The organism is Microbacterium sp. HSID17254 (genome assembly GCF_003989315.1).
Classification (GTDB): Bacteria; Actinomycetota; Actinomycetes; order Actinomycetales; family Microbacteriaceae; genus Microbacterium.
Map to the genome: position 1 here is coordinate 1 of NZ_RBLT01000047.1, position 17,093 is coordinate 17,093.

Sequence of the window (17,093 nt, forward strand, 5' to 3'; positions counted from 1 at the left end):
TGCTGGAGGTGGCCGCCGACGACCCGCTGCGGGCCGCGGCCTTCGACACCCCGGTGACGGTCGCCGAGGCCGCACGCCTGGGGGAGCGGGGCGCCGCGCTCGTCGAACGGCTCGCGGGGATCGCCGGACTCCGGGTCGGGACGCCGGACGCGCCGACCTGGCGGCATCTCGTCGCCGCGCACGCCGTCCCTGCGGCCTTCGTCGTCGGCGACGCCGACACGATCGCCGACCACTTCGCGCACTGGCGCGACGAGGGCGCCGCCGACGGCTTCAACGTCCTCTCGGCGTTCCAGCCCGGGCAGTTCGAGGCCTTCACCCGCCTCGCAGCCCCCGAGCTCCGTCGTCGCGGTCTTCTCCGGACCCCGGAGGAGACCGGTCAGGGGGCCGGTGCGGAGACGCTGCGCGACCGCCTCCGTGTGACGTCGCGAGTCGGCGCGTGACCACGCGTGTCGTCTCGCGACACCCGGAGTCCGCGGCCTCGCCGCTGCACCCCGCCGCTTCCTACCGTGAACACCACCCGCACTGCACCCGCACCCGACACCCTGCCTTCCGAACCCGAGGAGTCCTCCGCATGAACCGCCGCCTCATCCGCACCGCCGCCGTCGCGGTCCCGCTCGTCCTGGCGGGCAGCCTCGCCGCCTGCGCCAGCTCGCCCGCCCCGGGGAACACCCCGGCCGCGGCGGGGGACCCCGTCTCCGGCGGCACGCTCACCTACCTCGAGCACCAGGCCTACACGAACCTGTATCCGCCGCAGGCCGGCTTCTACCCGAACGGCGGCATCGTCAACAACATCGCCGCCCGGCTCACCTGGCAGAACCCGGAGACGCTCGAGATCGAGCCCTGGATCGCCGCGGAGTGGACCGTGAACGACGACGCCACGGAGTACACCTTCGACCTCAACCCGGACGTGACGTTCTCGGACGGCACGCCCGTGGACGCCACCGCCGTGGCGAAGAACTTCGACACCTACGGGCTGGGCGACGCCGAGCGCGGGCTCACCGTCTCCGAGGCCATCAACAACTACGCCGGCAGCGAGGTGGTCGACGAGGACACCGTGACGTTCCGCTTCAGCGCGCCGTCGCCCGGATTCCTGCAGGCGACGTCGACCATCAACTCGGGACTGCTGTCCCCGGAGACCCTGGACGGCACGATCGAGGACTTCGGCGCGGGCAACGCGGAGAACATCATCGGCTCCGGCCCCTTCACCGTCACGGACGAGAAGCTCGGTACCGAGTACACCCTCACCGCCCGCGATGACTACGCCTGGGGCCCGGACAGCGCCGAGAACGACGGCCGTCCGTACCTCGACGCCGTGCACGTGCTGGTCACCCCCGAGGACTCCGTCCGCATCGGGTCGCTGCTCGCGGGCCAGGCCGACTACGTCCGCTACGTCCAGGCGTTCGACGAGGACCGCGTCGAGGGCGCCGGATTCACGCTGTACGCCCCGCAGACCCGCGGCGTGAACAACTCGATCGCCCTCCGCCCGGAGAACCCGCTGCTGTCTGACATCCGCGTGCGCCAGGCGATCATCGCCGCGGTCGACGCGCAGGAGGTCGTCGACACCCTGTTCACCGAGAACTACCCGGTGGCCACGTCGGTGCTGTCCTCGCAGGCCGCGGGATACAAGGACGAGTCCGCGCACTACGCCCACGATCCGGAGAAGGCGGAAGCGCTGCTCGACGAGGCGGGCTGGGTGCCCGGCGCCGACGGCATCAGGGAGAAGGACGGCGAGCGGCTGTCCATCACGGTCTACGAGGCCAAGCCGCAGCCCCTGTCGAAGCAGACCCTGGAGCTCGTGGCGCAGCAGCTCGCGGCTGTCGGTGTGGAGCTCACCGTCAAGCCCGGCGATGCGGGCAGCTACGCGGAGGACACCCGTGATCCGCTGAAGACGGGGTTCTACCACTCGATGGTCGGCCGTGCGGACCTCGACGTGATCAAGAGCCAGTACTTCACGAAGAACCGCGACGTGCTCATCTCTCAGGACGCGACGCTCGACGAGCTGCTGCTCGCCGTCGCCTCCGAGCCGGACGCCGAGAAGCGGGTGGCCGCCTCGCAGGCCGTGCAGGACTACATCGCGGAGCAGGCGTACGTGATCCCGCTCTTCGAGGAGCCGCAGGTCTACGGTGCGGCCACGTACGTGCAGGGCGTCGCCTTCGAGTCGGTCGGCCGCCCCACGTTCTCCGGCGTGTGGCTCGCGGAGCACTGAGGACCACGGTGACCCCATGACCTTCGTCCTCCGACGGGCCGGGCAGGCCGCGATCGTGCTGATCGCGGCCTTCACGGCCACGTTCTTCCTGCTGCAGCTGCTGCCGGGAGACGCCATCCTCATCAAGTTCTCCGACCCGAGCCTGGGGCTCTCGCCGGAGCAGCTCGACGACATCCGCGCGACCTACGGCGCCGACGTGCCGTGGGGGGAGCAGTACCTGCACGCGGGTCTCGGCTTCCTGGCGGGTGACTTCGGCTACTCGACCCAGTACGGCACCCCGGTGCGGACGATGCTGGCCGAGGCGCTGCCCGCCACGCTGCTGCTCGCGGCGCTCGGACTCCTGGTCGCTGTCGTGCTCGCGGTGCTGATCGCTGCGCTCTCCGCGCTCGCCCCCTTCGCGTGGCTGCGGGACGGCCTGCGACAGGTGCCGGGACTGTTCGTCGCGGTGCCGGTGTTCTGGCTCGGCATCCTCCTCATCCAGGTGTTCTCGTTCGGGCTCGGCTGGGTGCCGATCGTGGGAGCCGACCCCGTCAGCGGCCTGATCCTCCCCGTCCTCACACTCGCCGTGCCGATCTCGGCGCCCCTCGCCCAGGTGCTGGTCCGCTCCATCGACCGGGTGCAGGCGCAGCCGTTCGTGACGGTGGTGCGGGCGAAGGGCGCGCCGCCGGCGTGGGTGCTCACGCGCTCGGTCGCGCGCAACGCCGCCGTCCCGACGCTCACCATCGCGGGGGTGCTGTTCGGAGAGCTCGTCGGAGGAGCGGTGGTCACCGAGACGGTCTTCGGCCGCACCGGCATCGGACGCCTCACGGAGCAGGCGGTCGCGAACCAGGACATCCCGGTGCTGCAGGGGGTGGTGCTGCTGTCGGCCCTGGGGTTCGTGGTGATCAGCTTCGCCGTCGACCTCGCCACGCCCCTGATCGATCCGCGGCAGCGGCGGGCGGCGCGCGCCGCCCGGTCCCGCCCCGTCCGTCCCGCCCAGGAGGTGCCCGCATGACCGCTCCCGTGATCGCGGAGACCACCGTCGAGACGCCCGGTGCCCCGCCCGCGCCGTCCGCCCCGGCTCCCGCCTCGGCCTCCCGTCCGCGACGACGCTTCCGCGCCTGGGGGCTGTATCTGGCGTTCGCGGTCGTCGCCGTGGCGGTGCTGTGGGCGGTGATCCCCGGAGTCTTCGCGCCGGGCGACCCGCTGACCGGCGTGCCCGCCGACAAACTCCTGCCCCCGAGCGCTGCGCACTGGTTCGGGACCGACGCGCTGGGCCGCGATCTGTTCGGCCGGGTCGTCCACGGCGCGGTGCACTCGCTGTCGGGTGCGCTCATCGCGGTGACGGTCGGCCTCGCGCTCGGCACGCTCCTCGGGGCCGTCGCCGGCGCGACCGGCGGCGTCGTGGACGACGTGCTGATGCGGATCGTCGACGTGCTGCTGGCCATCCCGGGGCTGCTGCTGTCGCTCTCCGTCATCATCCTGCTCGGCTTCGGCACCGTCAACGCGGCGATCGCCGTGGGACTCGGCAGCGTCGCCGCCTTCGCCCGGCTCATGCGCGCCGAGGTGGCGCGGGTGCGGCGCACCGAGTACGTCGAGGCGGCCTTCGGCAGCGGCGGCACTTTCTTCGCCGTGCTGCGCCGGCATGTGCTCCGGAACGCCCTCACCCCGATCGTCGCGCTCGCCGCCTTGCAGTTCGGCACGGCCATCCTCGCCATCTCCACCCTCGGCTTCCTCGGCTACGGCGCTCCGCCGCCCACCCCCGAGTGGGGGCTGCTGATCGCCGAGGGACGCAACTACATCGCGACCGCCTGGTGGCTCACGGCGCTGCCCGGCCTCGTCGTGGTCGCCGTCGTACTCAGCGCCAACCGCATCAGCCACCGGCTCGGAAGGAGCACCCGATGACCGCGCCAACACCCGTCCTCACCGCGACGGACATGCGGGTCTCGTACGCCGGCCGCGAGGTCGTGCACGGCCTCTCGTTCGCCATCGCCGAGGGGGAGACCCTCGCCCTGGTCGGCGAGTCGGGCTCCGGCAAGTCCACCACGGCGCACGCCCTCCTCGGCCTGCTGCCCGAGGGCGGACGGGTCGAGGGCGGCCGCGTCCGGCTCGGCGACCTCGACATCTCCGGATGGTCGGATCGGGCGTTCCGCGGCATCCGCGGGTCGGAGATCGGGCTGGTGCCGCAGGATCCGACGACGTCGCTCGACCCGGTGCGCCCGGTCGGCGTGCAGGTCGCCGAGGTGCTGCGCCTGCACGGGCATCGCGACCGTCGTTCCCGGAACGCCCGCGTGCTCGAGCTGCTCGACCGCGTCGGGCTGGACGACCCCGATCTGCGCGCCCGACAGTATCCGCACGAGCTCTCCGGCGGCATGCGGCAGCGGGTCCTCATCGCGGCCGCGATCGCCCTCCGCCCTTGGCTGCTCATCGCGGACGAGCCCACCAGTGCCCTCGACGCCACGGTGCAGCGCCGCGTGCTGGACCTGCTGGACGAGCTGCAGCGCGAGGACGGCACGAGCATCCTGCTCGTGACGCACGACCTCGGCGTCGCTGCGGACCGGGCGGCGCGGATCGCGGTGCTGAAGGACGGCCGGATCGTGGAGCAGGGGCCGAGTGCGCAGGTGCTCGCCGAGCCGGAAGACCCGTACACGCGGCAGCTGCTCGCCGACGCGCCGGCCTTCACGACCGGCTTCCGACGCCCCGACGCGCCGCCGTTCCTCCGGGATGCCGCGGCGGCGGCCGCCGAGAAGCCGTGGGAGATCGTGGCCGCGGGCCTCGTGAAGGAGTTCCGGGTCGCGGGTCGTGAGCGCTTCCGGGCGGTCGACGACGTCTCCTTCCGGGTGCGGCGCGGGACGACCCATGCGCTGGTCGGCGAGTCCGGATCGGGCAAGTCCACCACCGCGCGCCTGGTCACGCGCTTCCTCCGTCCGGACGCCGGGACCGTGGAGCTCGCGGGGGAGGACGCGACGGCCGTCGAGGGGGCGCGACTGCGTGCGCTGCGGCGGCGGATCCAGCTCGTGTACCAGAACCCGTTCGCCTCCCTCGACCCACGGCAGCAGATCGCCGACATCGTGGCCGAGCCGCTGCACAACTTCCGCATCGGGACCCGCTCCGAGCGTCGGGATCGGGCGGTCGCGCTGCTCGAACGCGTGGCGCTGCCGGCCGATGCGGCCCGCCGCACCCCGAGCGAGCTGTCCGGCGGGCAGCGCCAGCGGGTCGCGATCGCGCGGGCGCTCGCCGTCGACCCGGAGATCCTCGTGCTCGACGAGGCGGTGTCGGCGCTCGACGTGACGGTGCAGGCGCGCATCCTCGAACTGCTCTCCGCGCTCCAGGCCGAGCTCGGACTCACCTACCTCTTCATCTCGCACGACCTCGCCGTGGTGCGCCGCATCAGCCACACCGTCTCCGTGATGCACCGCGGTCGCGTGGTGGAGGACGGGCCGACCGAAGAGCTGTTCCACGACCCGCAGCACGAGAACACCCGGGAGCTGCTGGCCGCGGTCCCCGGACGAACGGAGATCCTCGCATGAGCACCACCCCGCGTCCCACCGTCGCGTTCTTCACGCGGCTCCTCGACGACGCGTCCCCGGCCGACCGCTACCGCCTCGCCCTGACGCAGATCCAGCACGCCGAGGAGCACGGCGTGGGGCGGGCGTGGGTGGCGCAGCACCACTTCCGGGCGGCGGAAGGCGGGCTGCCCTCGCCGCTCGTCTTCCTCGCGCACGCGGCGGCACGCACCTCGCGGATCCGCCTCGGCACCGGGATCATCACCCTTCCCCTCGAAGACCCGGTCCGGGTCGCCGAGGACGCCGTGGTGGCCGACCTGCTCGCGGACGGGCGGATCGACCTCGGGCTCGGCAGCGGCGGCACCCCGTCGTCCTTCGCGCCCTTCGGGGAGGACGTGCGCGACAAGGGACCCACCTACGACCGCAAGCTCGGCGTCCTGCTCGACGCTCTCGCCGGCCGGGACATCGGTGCGGAGAATACGCTGTATCCGGACGCGGGGTCGCTGGCCGCGCGGATCTGGCAGGCGACGTTCTCGGCACCCGGCGGTCATCGGGCGGGCGTCCACGGTCACGGACTGCTGCTGTCCCGCACGCAGCCCCGCCCCCACGACCGGCTGCACGCGCCGCTGTCCGCGCTGCAGGACCCCATCATCGACGCGTACCTCGACGCGCTGCCCGCCGAGGCGACCCCGCGCATCACCGCCTCCCGCACCGTGTTCGTGGCGGACGACCGCGCCGAGGCGCTCCGGTTCGCCGAGGTCGGGTTGCGGCGCGCGGCCGAGGGCTTCCGTCGGCAGGGCCAGACCATCCCCGGAGACGACCTCGACGACCTCATCGCCGCTCTCGACACGCATCTCGGCACGCCCGAGGAGGTCGCCGCCTCGCTCGCCGCCGACACCACGCTGCACCGCGCGACCGAGGTGGCATTCCAGGTGCACTCGGTCGACGCGCCGCACGCCCACGTCCTGCGCTCGATCGAGCTGTTCGCGACCGAGGTCGCACCGGCCCTCGGCTACGCGCTGACCCCGCCGGATCCCGAGAGCACCCGCACTGCCGAGAACACCCCCACCGTGAAGGAGAACGCATGACCGCCGACATCGTCGACCAGCTGACGGGGGTGACGCCGGAGCTGGAGGCGCTGCGTCGTCGCCGCCCCGTGACCAGGGAGCAGCTCCAGGCGAGCTTCGACGCGCTGTTCCACCCGGTCTCCGCGGAGCACGTCTCGCTCGCCGAGCGCGCGCTCATCGCGGCGTTCGCGACCGCTCTCGCCGGTGCCGACGACCCCACGGCGGAGTTCTACGCCGGAAAGGCCCGCGAGATCGACCCGGAGCGCGCCGCGATCGTCGCCCGAGAGGCCGAGGCCGCCGCGACCACCGGACCGTTCGGCGCCTACACCGAACGCGGGCTGGAGGCCGAGAGCACCGACGGCGCGCGGTACGTGCCGGACGAGGCGGCGTCGGCTGCCCTGGGGGAGCGCCTCGCGGCGGCTCTCGCGCACACGCACCTGCTGGTGTTCCGCCCGCGCGAGGCATCCGGCGCCGACCTCGGCCGCCTGCACGACGCCGGCTGGTCGACGGACGGCATCGTCACGCTGTCGCAGCTCGTGTCGTTCCTCGCCTTCCAGCAGCGGGTCGTCACCGGCCTGCGGGTGCTCCAGGACGACGGGCTCACCGCCACCGCCACAGCCACCGACACCGCCGCCGACACCGACACCGACGAGGAGGCCGCATGACCGCCGCCGACACCGTGCTCCGGCACGACGACGCCCCCTATCCCGACGCCTTCACCCGCGCCGAGGTCGGCTGGACGCCGCACCTCGCGCCGCTGGCGGAGGAGGATCTCACCCCGCGACACCTCGATGGCCTCGTTGACGCCGCCCGCGCGAAGAACGAGTACTTCCGGCTGCTCGCGCGCGACCCCGAGGTGCTCCGCGCACGCACCCTCGTCGACAAGGACATCTTCTACAACACCGCGGAGGGGCTCCCGCGCGCGGAGCGGGAGCTCGCGGCCACCGCCGCCTCCCGCCGCAACGGCTGCGTCTTCTGCGCGTCGGTGCACTCCCGGTTCGCGGCGCATCACGGCAAGCGGCCGGAGGACGTCGACGCGCTCCTCGCCGAGGGCGTGGACGCGGACCTCGGGGAGCGCTGGAACGCGATCGTCGCCGCCGCGGTCGCGCTGACCGACACGCCCCGCGTGTTCGGAGCCGCGCACATCGCCCGCCTCCGTGCGGCCGGACTGGACGACCTGGAGATCGCGGACGTCGTGCACGGCGCGGCCTTCTTCAACTGGGCGAACCGGCTGATGCTCTCGCTCGGCCGCCCTGTCGCTCCCGCCTGATCTCTCAGGGGACGAGGATGATCTTCCCCGAGGCGGCGCCGGTCTCCATGAGCTCATGGGCCCGCGCCGCCTCGGCGAGAGGCAGCTCCGGGCCCAGCTCGATGGTGAAGTCGCCCGCGGCCAGCAGGTCGACCGTCTTCTGCAGCGCTTCTGCGCGCCACTCCAGCTCCTGCGGCGTGAGCGGCTCGGGGGAGCCGCCGGAGAACGCCCGGATGCCGAAGTCAGCCGCGTCGGGACCGCGGACGATGGTCGCGATGCGGTCGCGGTCCGCGACCAGGGCGAGGGAGGTCTCGATCGCCTCGTCGGTGCCCGCGCAGTCCAGGACCACGGTCACGGGGGAGGGGGCCGCCGCGCGGACGCGGTCGAGCAGGCCGTCGCCGTAGGCCACGGGGATCGCGCCGAGCTCGCGGAGCTGGTCGTGCCGGGCAGGGCTCGCGGTGGCGATCACCGTCGCGCCCCAGGCGACCGCGAACTGCACGGCGGCCTGGCCGACCGCGCCTGAGCCCGCGTGCACCAGGAGCACGTCGTCGGCCGTCGCGGCGAGCGAGCGGAGGGACTGATACGCCGTGCCGGCGGGGATGCCGATCGCCGCCCCCTCGGCGGCGGTGACGGCGTCCGGGAGCTTCACGAGCTTGTCGGCCTCGACCGCGAGGGCGGAGGCGTAGGTCCCGAGCGTGTCGCGGATCGCGACGCGGTCGCCGACCTCGAACCCGTCGACGCCCTCGCCCAGCACCTCGATCACTCCCGCGCCGTCGAACCCGACCGGACGCGGCTCGGTGATCGGCGCGGAGGGGCGCTTGCCGCCGCGGAGCTTGGCGTCGATGGGGTTGGCGCCGGCCGCCTCGATGCGGACCAGCGCCTCGCCGCGGACGGGCACGGGGTCAGGCACCTCCATGAGGTGGAGGACAGCGGGGGATCCGAACTCGGTGTAGACGATCGCGCGGGCCATGTCCTCAGGCTACCCGGCGGGGGTCACTTCCCCGCGAGCGCCTTGGTGATCCGCTGCGGCGACACCGGCTGCGCGGTGCCGAGACGCTGGGCGAAGACGCTGACCCGGTACTCCTCCAGCAGCCAGCGCACCTCGACGATCGCGGGCGGAGCGTCGGGCGCGAGGGGGATCGTGCCGCCGGCGTCCGCGAACAGCACCGCCATCCGCTCGAACTCCGTCATCCGCGCGCGGTCCTTGCCCGGCTCGTTCGCGAGGGTCTTCAGCCGGTCGATCATGCCGTCGAGGTACCGGGGGAAGTGGGCGAGCCGGTCGACCCCCGCGGCCGCGACGAAGCCGGGGTGGAGCAGGCCGGAGAGCTGGGTGCGGATGTCGTTCAGCGGGCCGAGCAGCGCCAGCGCGTTCTGCGCCTTGATGCCCCGCTCCACCTCCCGCGCCTTCGTGAGGATGCGGGCGACGAGGGAGACGCAGGCGAAGAGCTCGTCGACGAGCACGGCCGACACGGCGTCGCGCACGCGGGCGAACTCGGCTTCGGTGCGCACGACGCCGCGGTCCCGGCCGTCGGCGCCTCCGGTCGACGCGTCGATGACGCGACGGGCGACGGCGGCCCGGCAGTCCTCGATGAGCGCGGCCGCCGACGGGTACGGCGAGGCAGCGAGTGCGAGCTTCTCCTGGCTGGTGAGGTGCTGCTGCACGTACGAGGACGGCGACGGCACCGCGAGCAGGACGAGACGGAGCACGCCGTCGCGCGTGGCGGCGGCCGCGGCGTCGGGGGTCGCCTCGACCCGCACCGACACGCTCGTGCCGGCATCGACGATCGCCGGATACCCCCGGACGACGCCGCCCGCGACCTTGGTGTCGATGACCGCCGGGAGGTCGCCGAACGTCCACGCCGTCAGCCCCGTCTGCTCGACCGGAGCGGCGGCCACGCGCTCCGCTCCGCGCGGTCCCGGTGTCTCCGCACGCCCGGGGCGCGCGATGGAGCGGGCGACGCTGCTGCGCGCGCGGTCGGAGAGCTGAGCCTGCAGCGACCGGAGATCGCGCCCCGAACCGACCACGCGTCCCCGCTCGTCCACGGCGCGGAAGTTCATGCGCAGATGTGCCGGCACCCGTTCGTCGTCGAAGTCGGCGGCCGTGACCACCTGGTTCGCGAGCGGCTGCACGAGCCGCGCGAGCGCCTCCTTGAGGGTGCGCGGGGGGAGACCGCCGTGCGCCTCCGGACCCTCGTCGGCCAGCGCCGCCCCGAACTTCTCCGCCCAGTCGGCGGCGGGGACGACGTGGCGCCGGATGGCCTTGGGCAGCGCACGCAGCAGTCCGGTGACGAGCTCGGCGCGCAGCCCGGGCACCTGCCAGTCGAAGCCGCGGTCCTCGATCTGGGCGAGCAGCGGCAGAGGCAGCACGACGCTCACGCCGTCGTCCGGTGCGCCCGGCTCGAACCGGTACGCGAGGCCGAGCACCTGGTCGCCCTGCGTCCACCGGGTCGGGAACTCGCGCTGGTCGGCGCGGTCCTCGTCGTCGATGAGGTCGCTCTCGCGCATCACGAGCAGTTTCGGCGTCGTCGTCAGCGCCTCGCGCCACCACTTCTCGAACGACCGCACGTCGAACACGTCGGCGGGGATGCGCTCGTCGTAGAAGCGGAAGACGGCCTCGTCGCCGGCCAGGATGTCGCGACGCCGCTCGCGCTCCTCGAGCTTCTCCAGGCGGCGACGGAGCTCGGCGTTGCTGCGCCAGAACGCACTGACCCGCTTGTCGATGCGGGACGGGTCCCATTCGCCCTCGACGAGCGCATGACGCACGAAGAGCTCGCGCGAGGCGGCCCGGTCGATGCGGGCGAACTGCACGCGCCGGCGCGGGATGATCTCGATCCCGAACAGCGTGACCTTCTCGAACGCCACGGCGGCTCCGGCGTCCTTGGACCAGTGCGGCTCGGTGACCTGGCGCTTCGCGAGGTCGCCGGCGAGGGGCTCGGCCCAGGCGGGGTCGATCGCGGCGACGGTGCGGGCGAAGGTGCGGGAGGTCTCCACGATCTCGGCGGCCATGACCGCCCGGGGGCTCTTCTTGCGCAGCCCCGACCCCGGGAAGATCGAGAACCGGATGCCCCGCGCGCCCCGGTACTCCGTGATCCGACGGCGGGCGTCCTTCGCGGGAGAATGGGCCTTCCCTGCGGGGGCCGTGCGCTCGTCGAGGACGCCGATCTGCGACAGCAGGCCGGAGAGCAGCGCGCGGTGGATGGCATCCGGATCGGCCGCGCCGCTCTGCTCCGCCCCGCGGTCGGGGCTCTTGACGAGCGTCCGGAGCTGGCGGTGCACGTCGAACCACTCGCGGACCCGCACGTAGTTGAGGTGCTCGCTGCGGCACAGCCGGCGGAACGCGCTGGAGCCGAGCTCGCGCTGCTGCTCGCGCAGGTGATTCCAAAGGTTCAGGAGGGTGAGGAAGTCGCTCGTCGGGTCCACGAAGCGCGCGTGCAGTCGGTCGGCCTCCTCGCGGCGGTCCTCCGGTCGCTCGCGCACGTCCTGGATGGACAGCCCCGCCACGATCGCGAGCACGTCCCGCAGCACCGACCCCTGGGTCCCTGAGCCTGTCGAAGGGCCTGAGCCCCGCTGGGTCCTTGAGCTTGTCGAAGGGCCCGCCTCGATGAGCATGCGCGCGAACCGCGGGTCCATCGGCATCCGAGCGATGTCGCGCCCGATGCGGGTGAGCCGGGGACCGTCGTCCGGCCCCTGCGCCGGCCGGAGGGCGCCGAGCTCGGTGAGCAGGTCGAACGCCGCCTTCACACCCCGGGAGTCGGGCGGGGTGAGGAACGGGAACGCGGTGATGTCGCCGAAGCCCAGCGCGAGCATCTGCAGGATGACGGAGGCGAGGGAGGTGCGCAGGATCTCGGGTTCGGTGAACTCGGGACGCCGCGCGTAGTCCTCCTCGGAGTACAGGCGGATGGCGATGCCGTCACTCGTACGGCCGGCGCGCCCGGAGCGCTGATTCGCCGAGGCCTGGGAGATGGCTTCGATGGGCAGCCGCTGCACCTTCGAGCGGTTGCTGTACCGGGAGATGCGCGCGGTGCCGGTGTCGATGACGTACTTGATGCCGGGCACCGTGAGGCTCGTCTCGGCCACGTTCGTCGCGAGCACGACCCGGCGACGGACGCCGGCCACGGTGCTGCGCTCGAACACCCGGTGCTGCTCCGCGGCGGAGAGCCGGCCGAACAGGGGGAGGACCTCGGTGGGCGAACGATCCTTGGCGTAGGCGGCCCGCACGGCGTCGGCCGCGTCCCGGATCTCCGCCTCGCCCGGCAGGAACACGAGCACATCGCCGGGCGCCTCCCGGTCGAGCTCGCGGAGCGCCGCGACGATCGCGCTCACCTCGTCCTCCGGCTCGCCGGCGGCGTCCTGCTCCGCGTCCTCGCCGACGAGCGGGCGATAGCGGATCTCGACGGGATACGTGCGCCCCGACACCTCGATGACCGGCGCGGGGGTGCCGTCGGCGGCGGCGAAGTGCCGCGCGAAGCTCTCCGGGTCGATCGTGGCGGAGGTGATGATCACCTTCAGGTCCGGGCGCTCCGGGAGGATGCGGGCGAGGTAGCCCAGCAGGAAGTCGACGTTGAGGGAGCGCTCGTGCGCCTCGTCGATGATGATCGTGTCGTAGCGCGTCAGCAGCCGGTCGCGGTGGATCTCGTTGAGGAGGATCCCGTCGGTCATCAGCGCGATCCGGGTCTCGTCGGAGACCTTGTCGGTGAAGCGCACCTTGTATCCGACGAGCGTGCCGAGCTCGACCCGCAGCTCCTCGGCCACGCGCTCCGCGATCGTGCGGGCGGCCAGCCGTCGGGGCTGGGTGTGGGCGATGCGCTCGCGGCCCAGCTCCAGCGCGATCTTGGGGAGCTGGGTGGTCTTCCCCGATCCGGTCGCGCCGGCGACGATGACGACCTGGTGGTCGCGGATGGCGTCGGCGATCTCGTCCCTGGCCGCGCTGACGGGCAGCTCCGGAGGGTAGGAGATCACGGGGGAGGACATAGCCCTCCATCGTATGCCGGGATGCACACCGGGGTCGCCGCGATCGCCGCATACGATCATCGGGTGATGACTGCTCTCCGCCCCGTGCGCTGGTTCCGCGATTTCGGGCGGCCGCCGCGCATCCTCGGTCTCGACGTCGCGCGGGGTCTGGCGATCCTCGGCATGGCCGGTGCCCACGTCGGCGTGACGGAGGCGTTCGAGTGGGGCGACCCGACCACGTGGACCGACCTCGTGCACGGCCGCTCGTCGATCCTCTTCGCGCTGCTCGCCGGCGTCTCCATCGCCCTCATGACCGGGCGCGACGTGCTGCCGGAGCGGGAGCGCCTCCCGGGCATCCGCCTCAACCTCGTGGGCCGCGGCGCGGTGATCTTCGTGATCGGCCTCGCCCTGGAGCTCCTCAACACGCCGATCGCCGTGATCCTCACCCTCTACGGCCTGCTCTACGTCGCGGTCATCCCCGTGCTGCGGTGGCGGCCCCGGCAGCTGCTCCTCGGCGCCGCCGTCCTCGCCCTCGCCGGTCCGGCGCTGCTCGCTCTGCTCAGCGCGGTGGCGCTGCAGCCGTTCGGTGCGGGCATCGGGTTCGTGCTCTACGGCACCTATCCGATCACCGTGTGGCTGGCTCTCGTGCTGGGCGGCATGGCTCTGGGCCGGCTCCGGGTGCAGGAGCTGCGCACGGCCGTCGTCGCCCTCGTCGTCGGCGTGGTCCTCGCCGCGATCGGCTACGGTCTGGGTGCCCTCGGAGCGGGCGCGGGGCTGGGCGGGACGGAATCGATCGTCTCCTCGACGAGCGCGTCCTCCGGGAGCGAGAGCATCGAGATCCTTCCCGGCGAGAGCCTGTCGTCGTCTTTCATCCCCGACGATGTGATGCCGCCGTCCGGCTGGGAGAGCTACCCCGAGGCGCTCGCCGCGACGGATCCGCTTGGCTCCATGGTCCGCGCGGTCTTCGCCGTCGACCCGCACAGCGGCGGCACCGCCGAGATCCTGGGCTCCGGCGGGTTCGCCCTCGCGGTGATCGCCCTGTGCCTGCTCCTGAGCCGTCCGCTGCGCTGGCCGCTGCTGCCCCTCGGCGCGCTGGGGTCCATGCCGCTCACGGCATACAGTGTGCACGTCGTCTCCGTCGTCCTCGTCGCCGGCCCCGGAGGCTTCATCGCGGACAACGCCTTCTGGGCGCTCACCGCCGTAGGGCTCTTGCTGGTCACGACGCTGTGGGCGATGTTCGTCGGACGTGGTCCCCTGGAACGCCTCGTCGGAAAGGGCGCCGCCGCGATGGCCGCCGTGCCTCGGCGCTGACGCTTTTCGTCATCCGCACGGGCGCACCTGTCATCACAGGTCTTAGGCTGGGGGGATGACCATTCCTGCACTCGAACTGAACGACGGCAACTCCATCCCCCAGCTGGGCTACGGCGTCTTCAAGGTGCCGCCGGCAGAGACCGAGAAGGCGGTGAGCGAGGCTCTCGAGATCGGGTACCGCCACATCGACACCGCCGCGATCTACGGCAACGAGGAGGGCGTCGGCGCGGCCATCGCGTCCTCCGGCATCCCCCGTGAGGAGCTCTTCGTCACCACGAAGCTGTGGAACGACCGCCACCACGACGACGAGCCCCGCGCCGCCATCGGCGAGAGCCTCGAGAAGCTCGGCCTGGAGCAGGTCGACCTCTACCTCGTGCACTGGCCCACCCCGGCGAAGGACGACTACGTCCACGCGTTCGCGAAGCTCATCGAGCTGCGCGACGCGGGCCTGACCCGCAGCATCGGCGTCTCGAACTTCCTCGTGCCGCACCTGGAGCGCACGGTGAAGGAGACCGGCGTCGTCCCGGCCGTGAACCAGATCGAGCTGCACCCGGCGTACCAGCGCCGCGAGGAGGTCGCCTGGGCCGAGGCCAACGGCGTCCGCATCGAGGCCTGGGGTCCGCTCGGCCAGGGCAAGTACGACCTCTTCGGCACACCGGCGATCGCGGAGGCGGCCGCCGCCCACGGCGTGACCCCCGCACAGGCCGTCCTGCGCTGGCACCTGCAGAAGGGCATCATCGTCTTCCCGAAGTCGGTGCGTCCGGAGCGCCTGCGCGAGAACCTCGACGTGTTCGGCTTCGAGCTGACCGACGCCGAGATCGCCGCGATCGACGCGCTCGACCCGCTCGACGGCTCCGGCCGCGTGGGCTCGCACCCGGACGAGGTCAACTGATCCCGCCCTCATACCGGCCGCGGGCTCGGCACTGACGCCGTCACCGGGCCAGCACTGACCGGAGCCTTGCTCCCGAGCCCGCGGCCCGCGGCTCGTCTCCGTTCCACATGACGCCCCGTGTCGCTTCGCGCGACACGGGGCGTCCGCGTGGGTACCGTCGAGCCCATGACAGCTCCGCTCCGCGTCGTCGCCGTCTCGGGCTCCCTCCACGAGCCGAGCAAGACCACCGCCCTCCTCCGTGCGATCACCGCCGCGGTCGCCGAGCGCGCCCCGGTCGAGGCGCAGCTGATCGAGCTCACGCAGGTCGGGCCCTCGCTCGCGGGTGCTCTCACCCGTGACCAGCTCCCGCCGGAGGTGGAGGCACAGCTGCAGGCGATCGAGACAGCCGACCTGCTCATCGTGGGCAGCCCGGTGTACCGCGCCTCGTTCACGGGGCTGTTCAAGCACCTGTTCGACTTCGTGGACCAGTACGCCCTCGTCGGCACGCCGGTGCTCCTCGCGGCGACCGGTGGCGGCGAGCGACACGCGCTCATGATCGAGCACCAGCTGCGCCCGCTGTTCGCGTTCTTCCAGGCGCTCACCCTCCCGCTTGGCGTGTACGCGAGCACGACCGACTTCGACGGCTACGAGGTGGCGACGGACGTGCTGCGTGCGCGGATCGCCCTCGCGGCCGAGCGGGCCCTCCCGCTCGTCGGCTACACCCTGTCCCGCCCCGCGGAGCTGCTCGTCGGCTGATCCTGGTCCGGAGCCGGTGCGCCCGGCGTAGCGTGGGAGCATGACGAACCGTCTCGCCGACACCCTCAGCCCCTATCTGCGGGCCCACGCCGACAACCCCGTCGACTGGTACCCCTGGGGAGAGGAGGCCTTCGCCGAGGCGCGCCGCCGGGACGTGCCGATGCTGATCTCGATCGGCTACTCCACCTGCCACTGGTGCCATGTGATGGCGCGCGAGTCGTTCGCCGACGCGGAGACCGCCGCCCGCATCAACGAGGGGTTCGTCGCGGTGAAGGTCGACCGCGAGGAGCATCCGCACGTCGACGGGGCGTACATGGCCGCCGCGTCGGCATTCACGCAGAACCTCGGCTGGCCGCTCACGGTGTTCACCACGCCTGCCGGACGCGCCTTCTACGCGGGGACGTACTGGCCGCCCGAGGCGCGACCGCCGATGCCCGCGTTCCGCGATGTGCTGGCCGCGGTGCGCGAGGCGTGGACGACGCGACGGGCGCAGGCCGAGGAGTCCGCCGACGCGGTGACCGCGGCCCTCGCCGAGGCGGCGGAGACCACGGCATCGAGCCTCCCGGACGCCACGGCCCTCGCGGAGGCCGCCCGCGGTCTCGCCGCCAGGGAGGACGCGGAGTTCGGCGGCTTCGGCGGAGCTCCGAAGTTCCCGGTGGCCACGACCCTGCGGTTCCTCCAGGAGCCCCTCATCCGCGCGGCCGCACCCGAGGCGGCGGCTGCGGCCGAACGCGCCCTCGCGGCGATGGCGGACTCGGATCTGCGTGACGCCGACGGCGGGTTCTTCCGCTATGCGACCCGGCGTGATTGGACGGTGCCGCACTACGAGCGCATGCTGACCGACAACGCCCAGCTGCTCGAGGTCGCGCTCGACGCCGGCGACGAGGAGACCGCCCGCGGGATCGCCCGCTTCCTGCTCGGCACGCTGCGGCAGGAGGGCGGCGGCTTCGGCGCTGCGCAGGATTCCGAATCGTGGATCGACGGGGCCCGCAGCGAGGGGGGCTACTACCTCCGTCCCGTCGCGGAGCGCGCGGCGCTGGAGCCGCCCGCCGTGGACGGCAAGGTCATCACGGGATGGAACGGCCTCGCGATCGCGGCACTCGCCCGGGCGGGGGCGGCGCTCGGCGACGACGCGTGGATCGCCGCCGCTGCGGAGGCCGCCGCTGCCGTGCTCGACACCAACCGCGGGGCCGACGGC

At 72.9% G+C, this 17,093-nt stretch carries 13 protein-coding genes and 1 pseudogene; 12 read left to right on the forward strand and 2 right to left on the reverse strand.

The features are described 5' to 3' along the window. From D8M34_RS19050 to D8M34_RS16170, 8 genes and pseudogenes are all read left to right on the forward strand, one after another. Window positions 1–440 (forward strand): annotated as a pseudogene (locus tag D8M34_RS19050) (NtaA/DmoA family FMN-dependent monooxygenase); the annotation flags it as partial. A gap of 131 nt (window positions 441–571) precedes the next feature. Continuing rightward, on the forward strand, window positions 572–2,206 hold the full coding sequence (locus D8M34_RS16140; protein WP_126894502.1) for a TIGR04028 family ABC transporter substrate-binding protein: 1,635 nt from the start codon (window positions 572–574) through the stop codon (window positions 2,204–2,206). Between the two features lie 16 nt (window positions 2,207–2,222). Continuing rightward, on the forward strand, window positions 2,223–3,200 hold the full coding sequence (locus D8M34_RS16145) for an ABC transporter permease (RefSeq protein ID WP_126894503.1): 978 nt from the start codon (window positions 2,223–2,225) through the stop codon (window positions 3,198–3,200). Next, window positions 3,197–4,090, forward strand: a complete 894-nt coding sequence (locus tag D8M34_RS16150) for an ABC transporter permease (RefSeq protein ID WP_126894504.1) — start codon at window positions 3,197–3,199, stop codon at window positions 4,088–4,090. Before D8M34_RS16145 ends, D8M34_RS16150 begins: the two co-directional genes overlap by 4 nt. Further along, window positions 4,087–5,715, forward strand: a complete 1,629-nt coding sequence (locus D8M34_RS16155; protein ID WP_126894505.1) for a dipeptide ABC transporter ATP-binding protein — start codon at window positions 4,087–4,089, stop codon at window positions 5,713–5,715. Before D8M34_RS16150 ends, D8M34_RS16155 begins: the two co-directional genes overlap by 4 nt. Then, window positions 5,712–6,779, forward strand: a complete 1,068-nt coding sequence (locus D8M34_RS16160; protein ID WP_126894506.1) for a putative FMN-dependent luciferase-like monooxygenase — start codon at window positions 5,712–5,714, stop codon at window positions 6,777–6,779. Before D8M34_RS16155 ends, D8M34_RS16160 begins: the two co-directional genes overlap by 4 nt. Continuing rightward, the gene (locus D8M34_RS16165; RefSeq protein WP_126894507.1) at window positions 6,776–7,423 is read left to right on the forward strand and encodes a CMD domain protein; all 648 of its coding nucleotides are present in this window, start codon (window positions 6,776–6,778) and stop codon (window positions 7,421–7,423) included. The genes D8M34_RS16160 and D8M34_RS16165 overlap by 4 nt, the downstream gene beginning before the upstream one ends. Further along, window positions 7,420–8,028 (forward strand): alkylhydroperoxidase domain protein, encoded by a 609-nt coding sequence (locus tag D8M34_RS16170; protein ID WP_025105594.1) that lies wholly within the window; start codon window positions 7,420–7,422, stop codon window positions 8,026–8,028. Before D8M34_RS16165 ends, D8M34_RS16170 begins: the two co-directional genes overlap by 4 nt. 4 nt (window positions 8,029–8,032) lie before the next feature. Here the strand turns inward: D8M34_RS16170 and D8M34_RS16175 are convergent, their stop codons facing one another. Continuing rightward, entirely contained in the window at window positions 8,033–8,977 is a 945-nt protein-coding gene (locus D8M34_RS16175) for a quinone oxidoreductase family protein (protein WP_085606128.1), read from the reverse strand. Window positions 8,978–9,000: 23 nt separating this feature from the next. After that, complete coding sequence (gene hrpA, locus D8M34_RS16180; protein WP_126894508.1) at window positions 9,001–12,978, reverse strand: ATP-dependent RNA helicase HrpA; 3,978 nt, start codon at window positions 12,976–12,978, stop codon at window positions 9,001–9,003. Between the two features lie 66 nt (window positions 12,979–13,044). Here hrpA and D8M34_RS16185 point away from each other — a divergent pair, with 66 nt between their 5' ends. The 4 genes from D8M34_RS16185 to D8M34_RS16200 all read left to right on the forward strand — a co-directional run. Beyond that, entirely contained in the window at window positions 13,045–14,268 is a 1,224-nt protein-coding gene (locus D8M34_RS16185) for a heparan-alpha-glucosaminide N-acetyltransferase domain-containing protein (protein WP_238695687.1), read from the forward strand. 55 nt (window positions 14,269–14,323) lie between these two features. Further along, window positions 14,324–15,160: an aldo/keto reductase gene (locus D8M34_RS16190; protein ID WP_071330032.1), complete on the forward strand. Its 837-nt coding sequence runs from the start codon at window positions 14,324–14,326 to the stop codon at window positions 15,158–15,160. Window positions 15,161–15,325: 165 nt separating this feature from the next. Further along, a complete protein-coding gene (msuE, locus tag D8M34_RS16195) occupies window positions 15,326–15,895 on the forward strand; it encodes an FMN reductase (protein WP_025105598.1) in 570 nt (189 codons plus the stop codon). Window positions 15,896–15,935: 40 nt separating this feature from the next. Further along, on the forward strand, window positions 15,936–17,093 hold a 1,158-nt coding region (locus tag D8M34_RS16200), incomplete at its 3' end, for a thioredoxin domain-containing protein (RefSeq protein ID WP_148113067.1).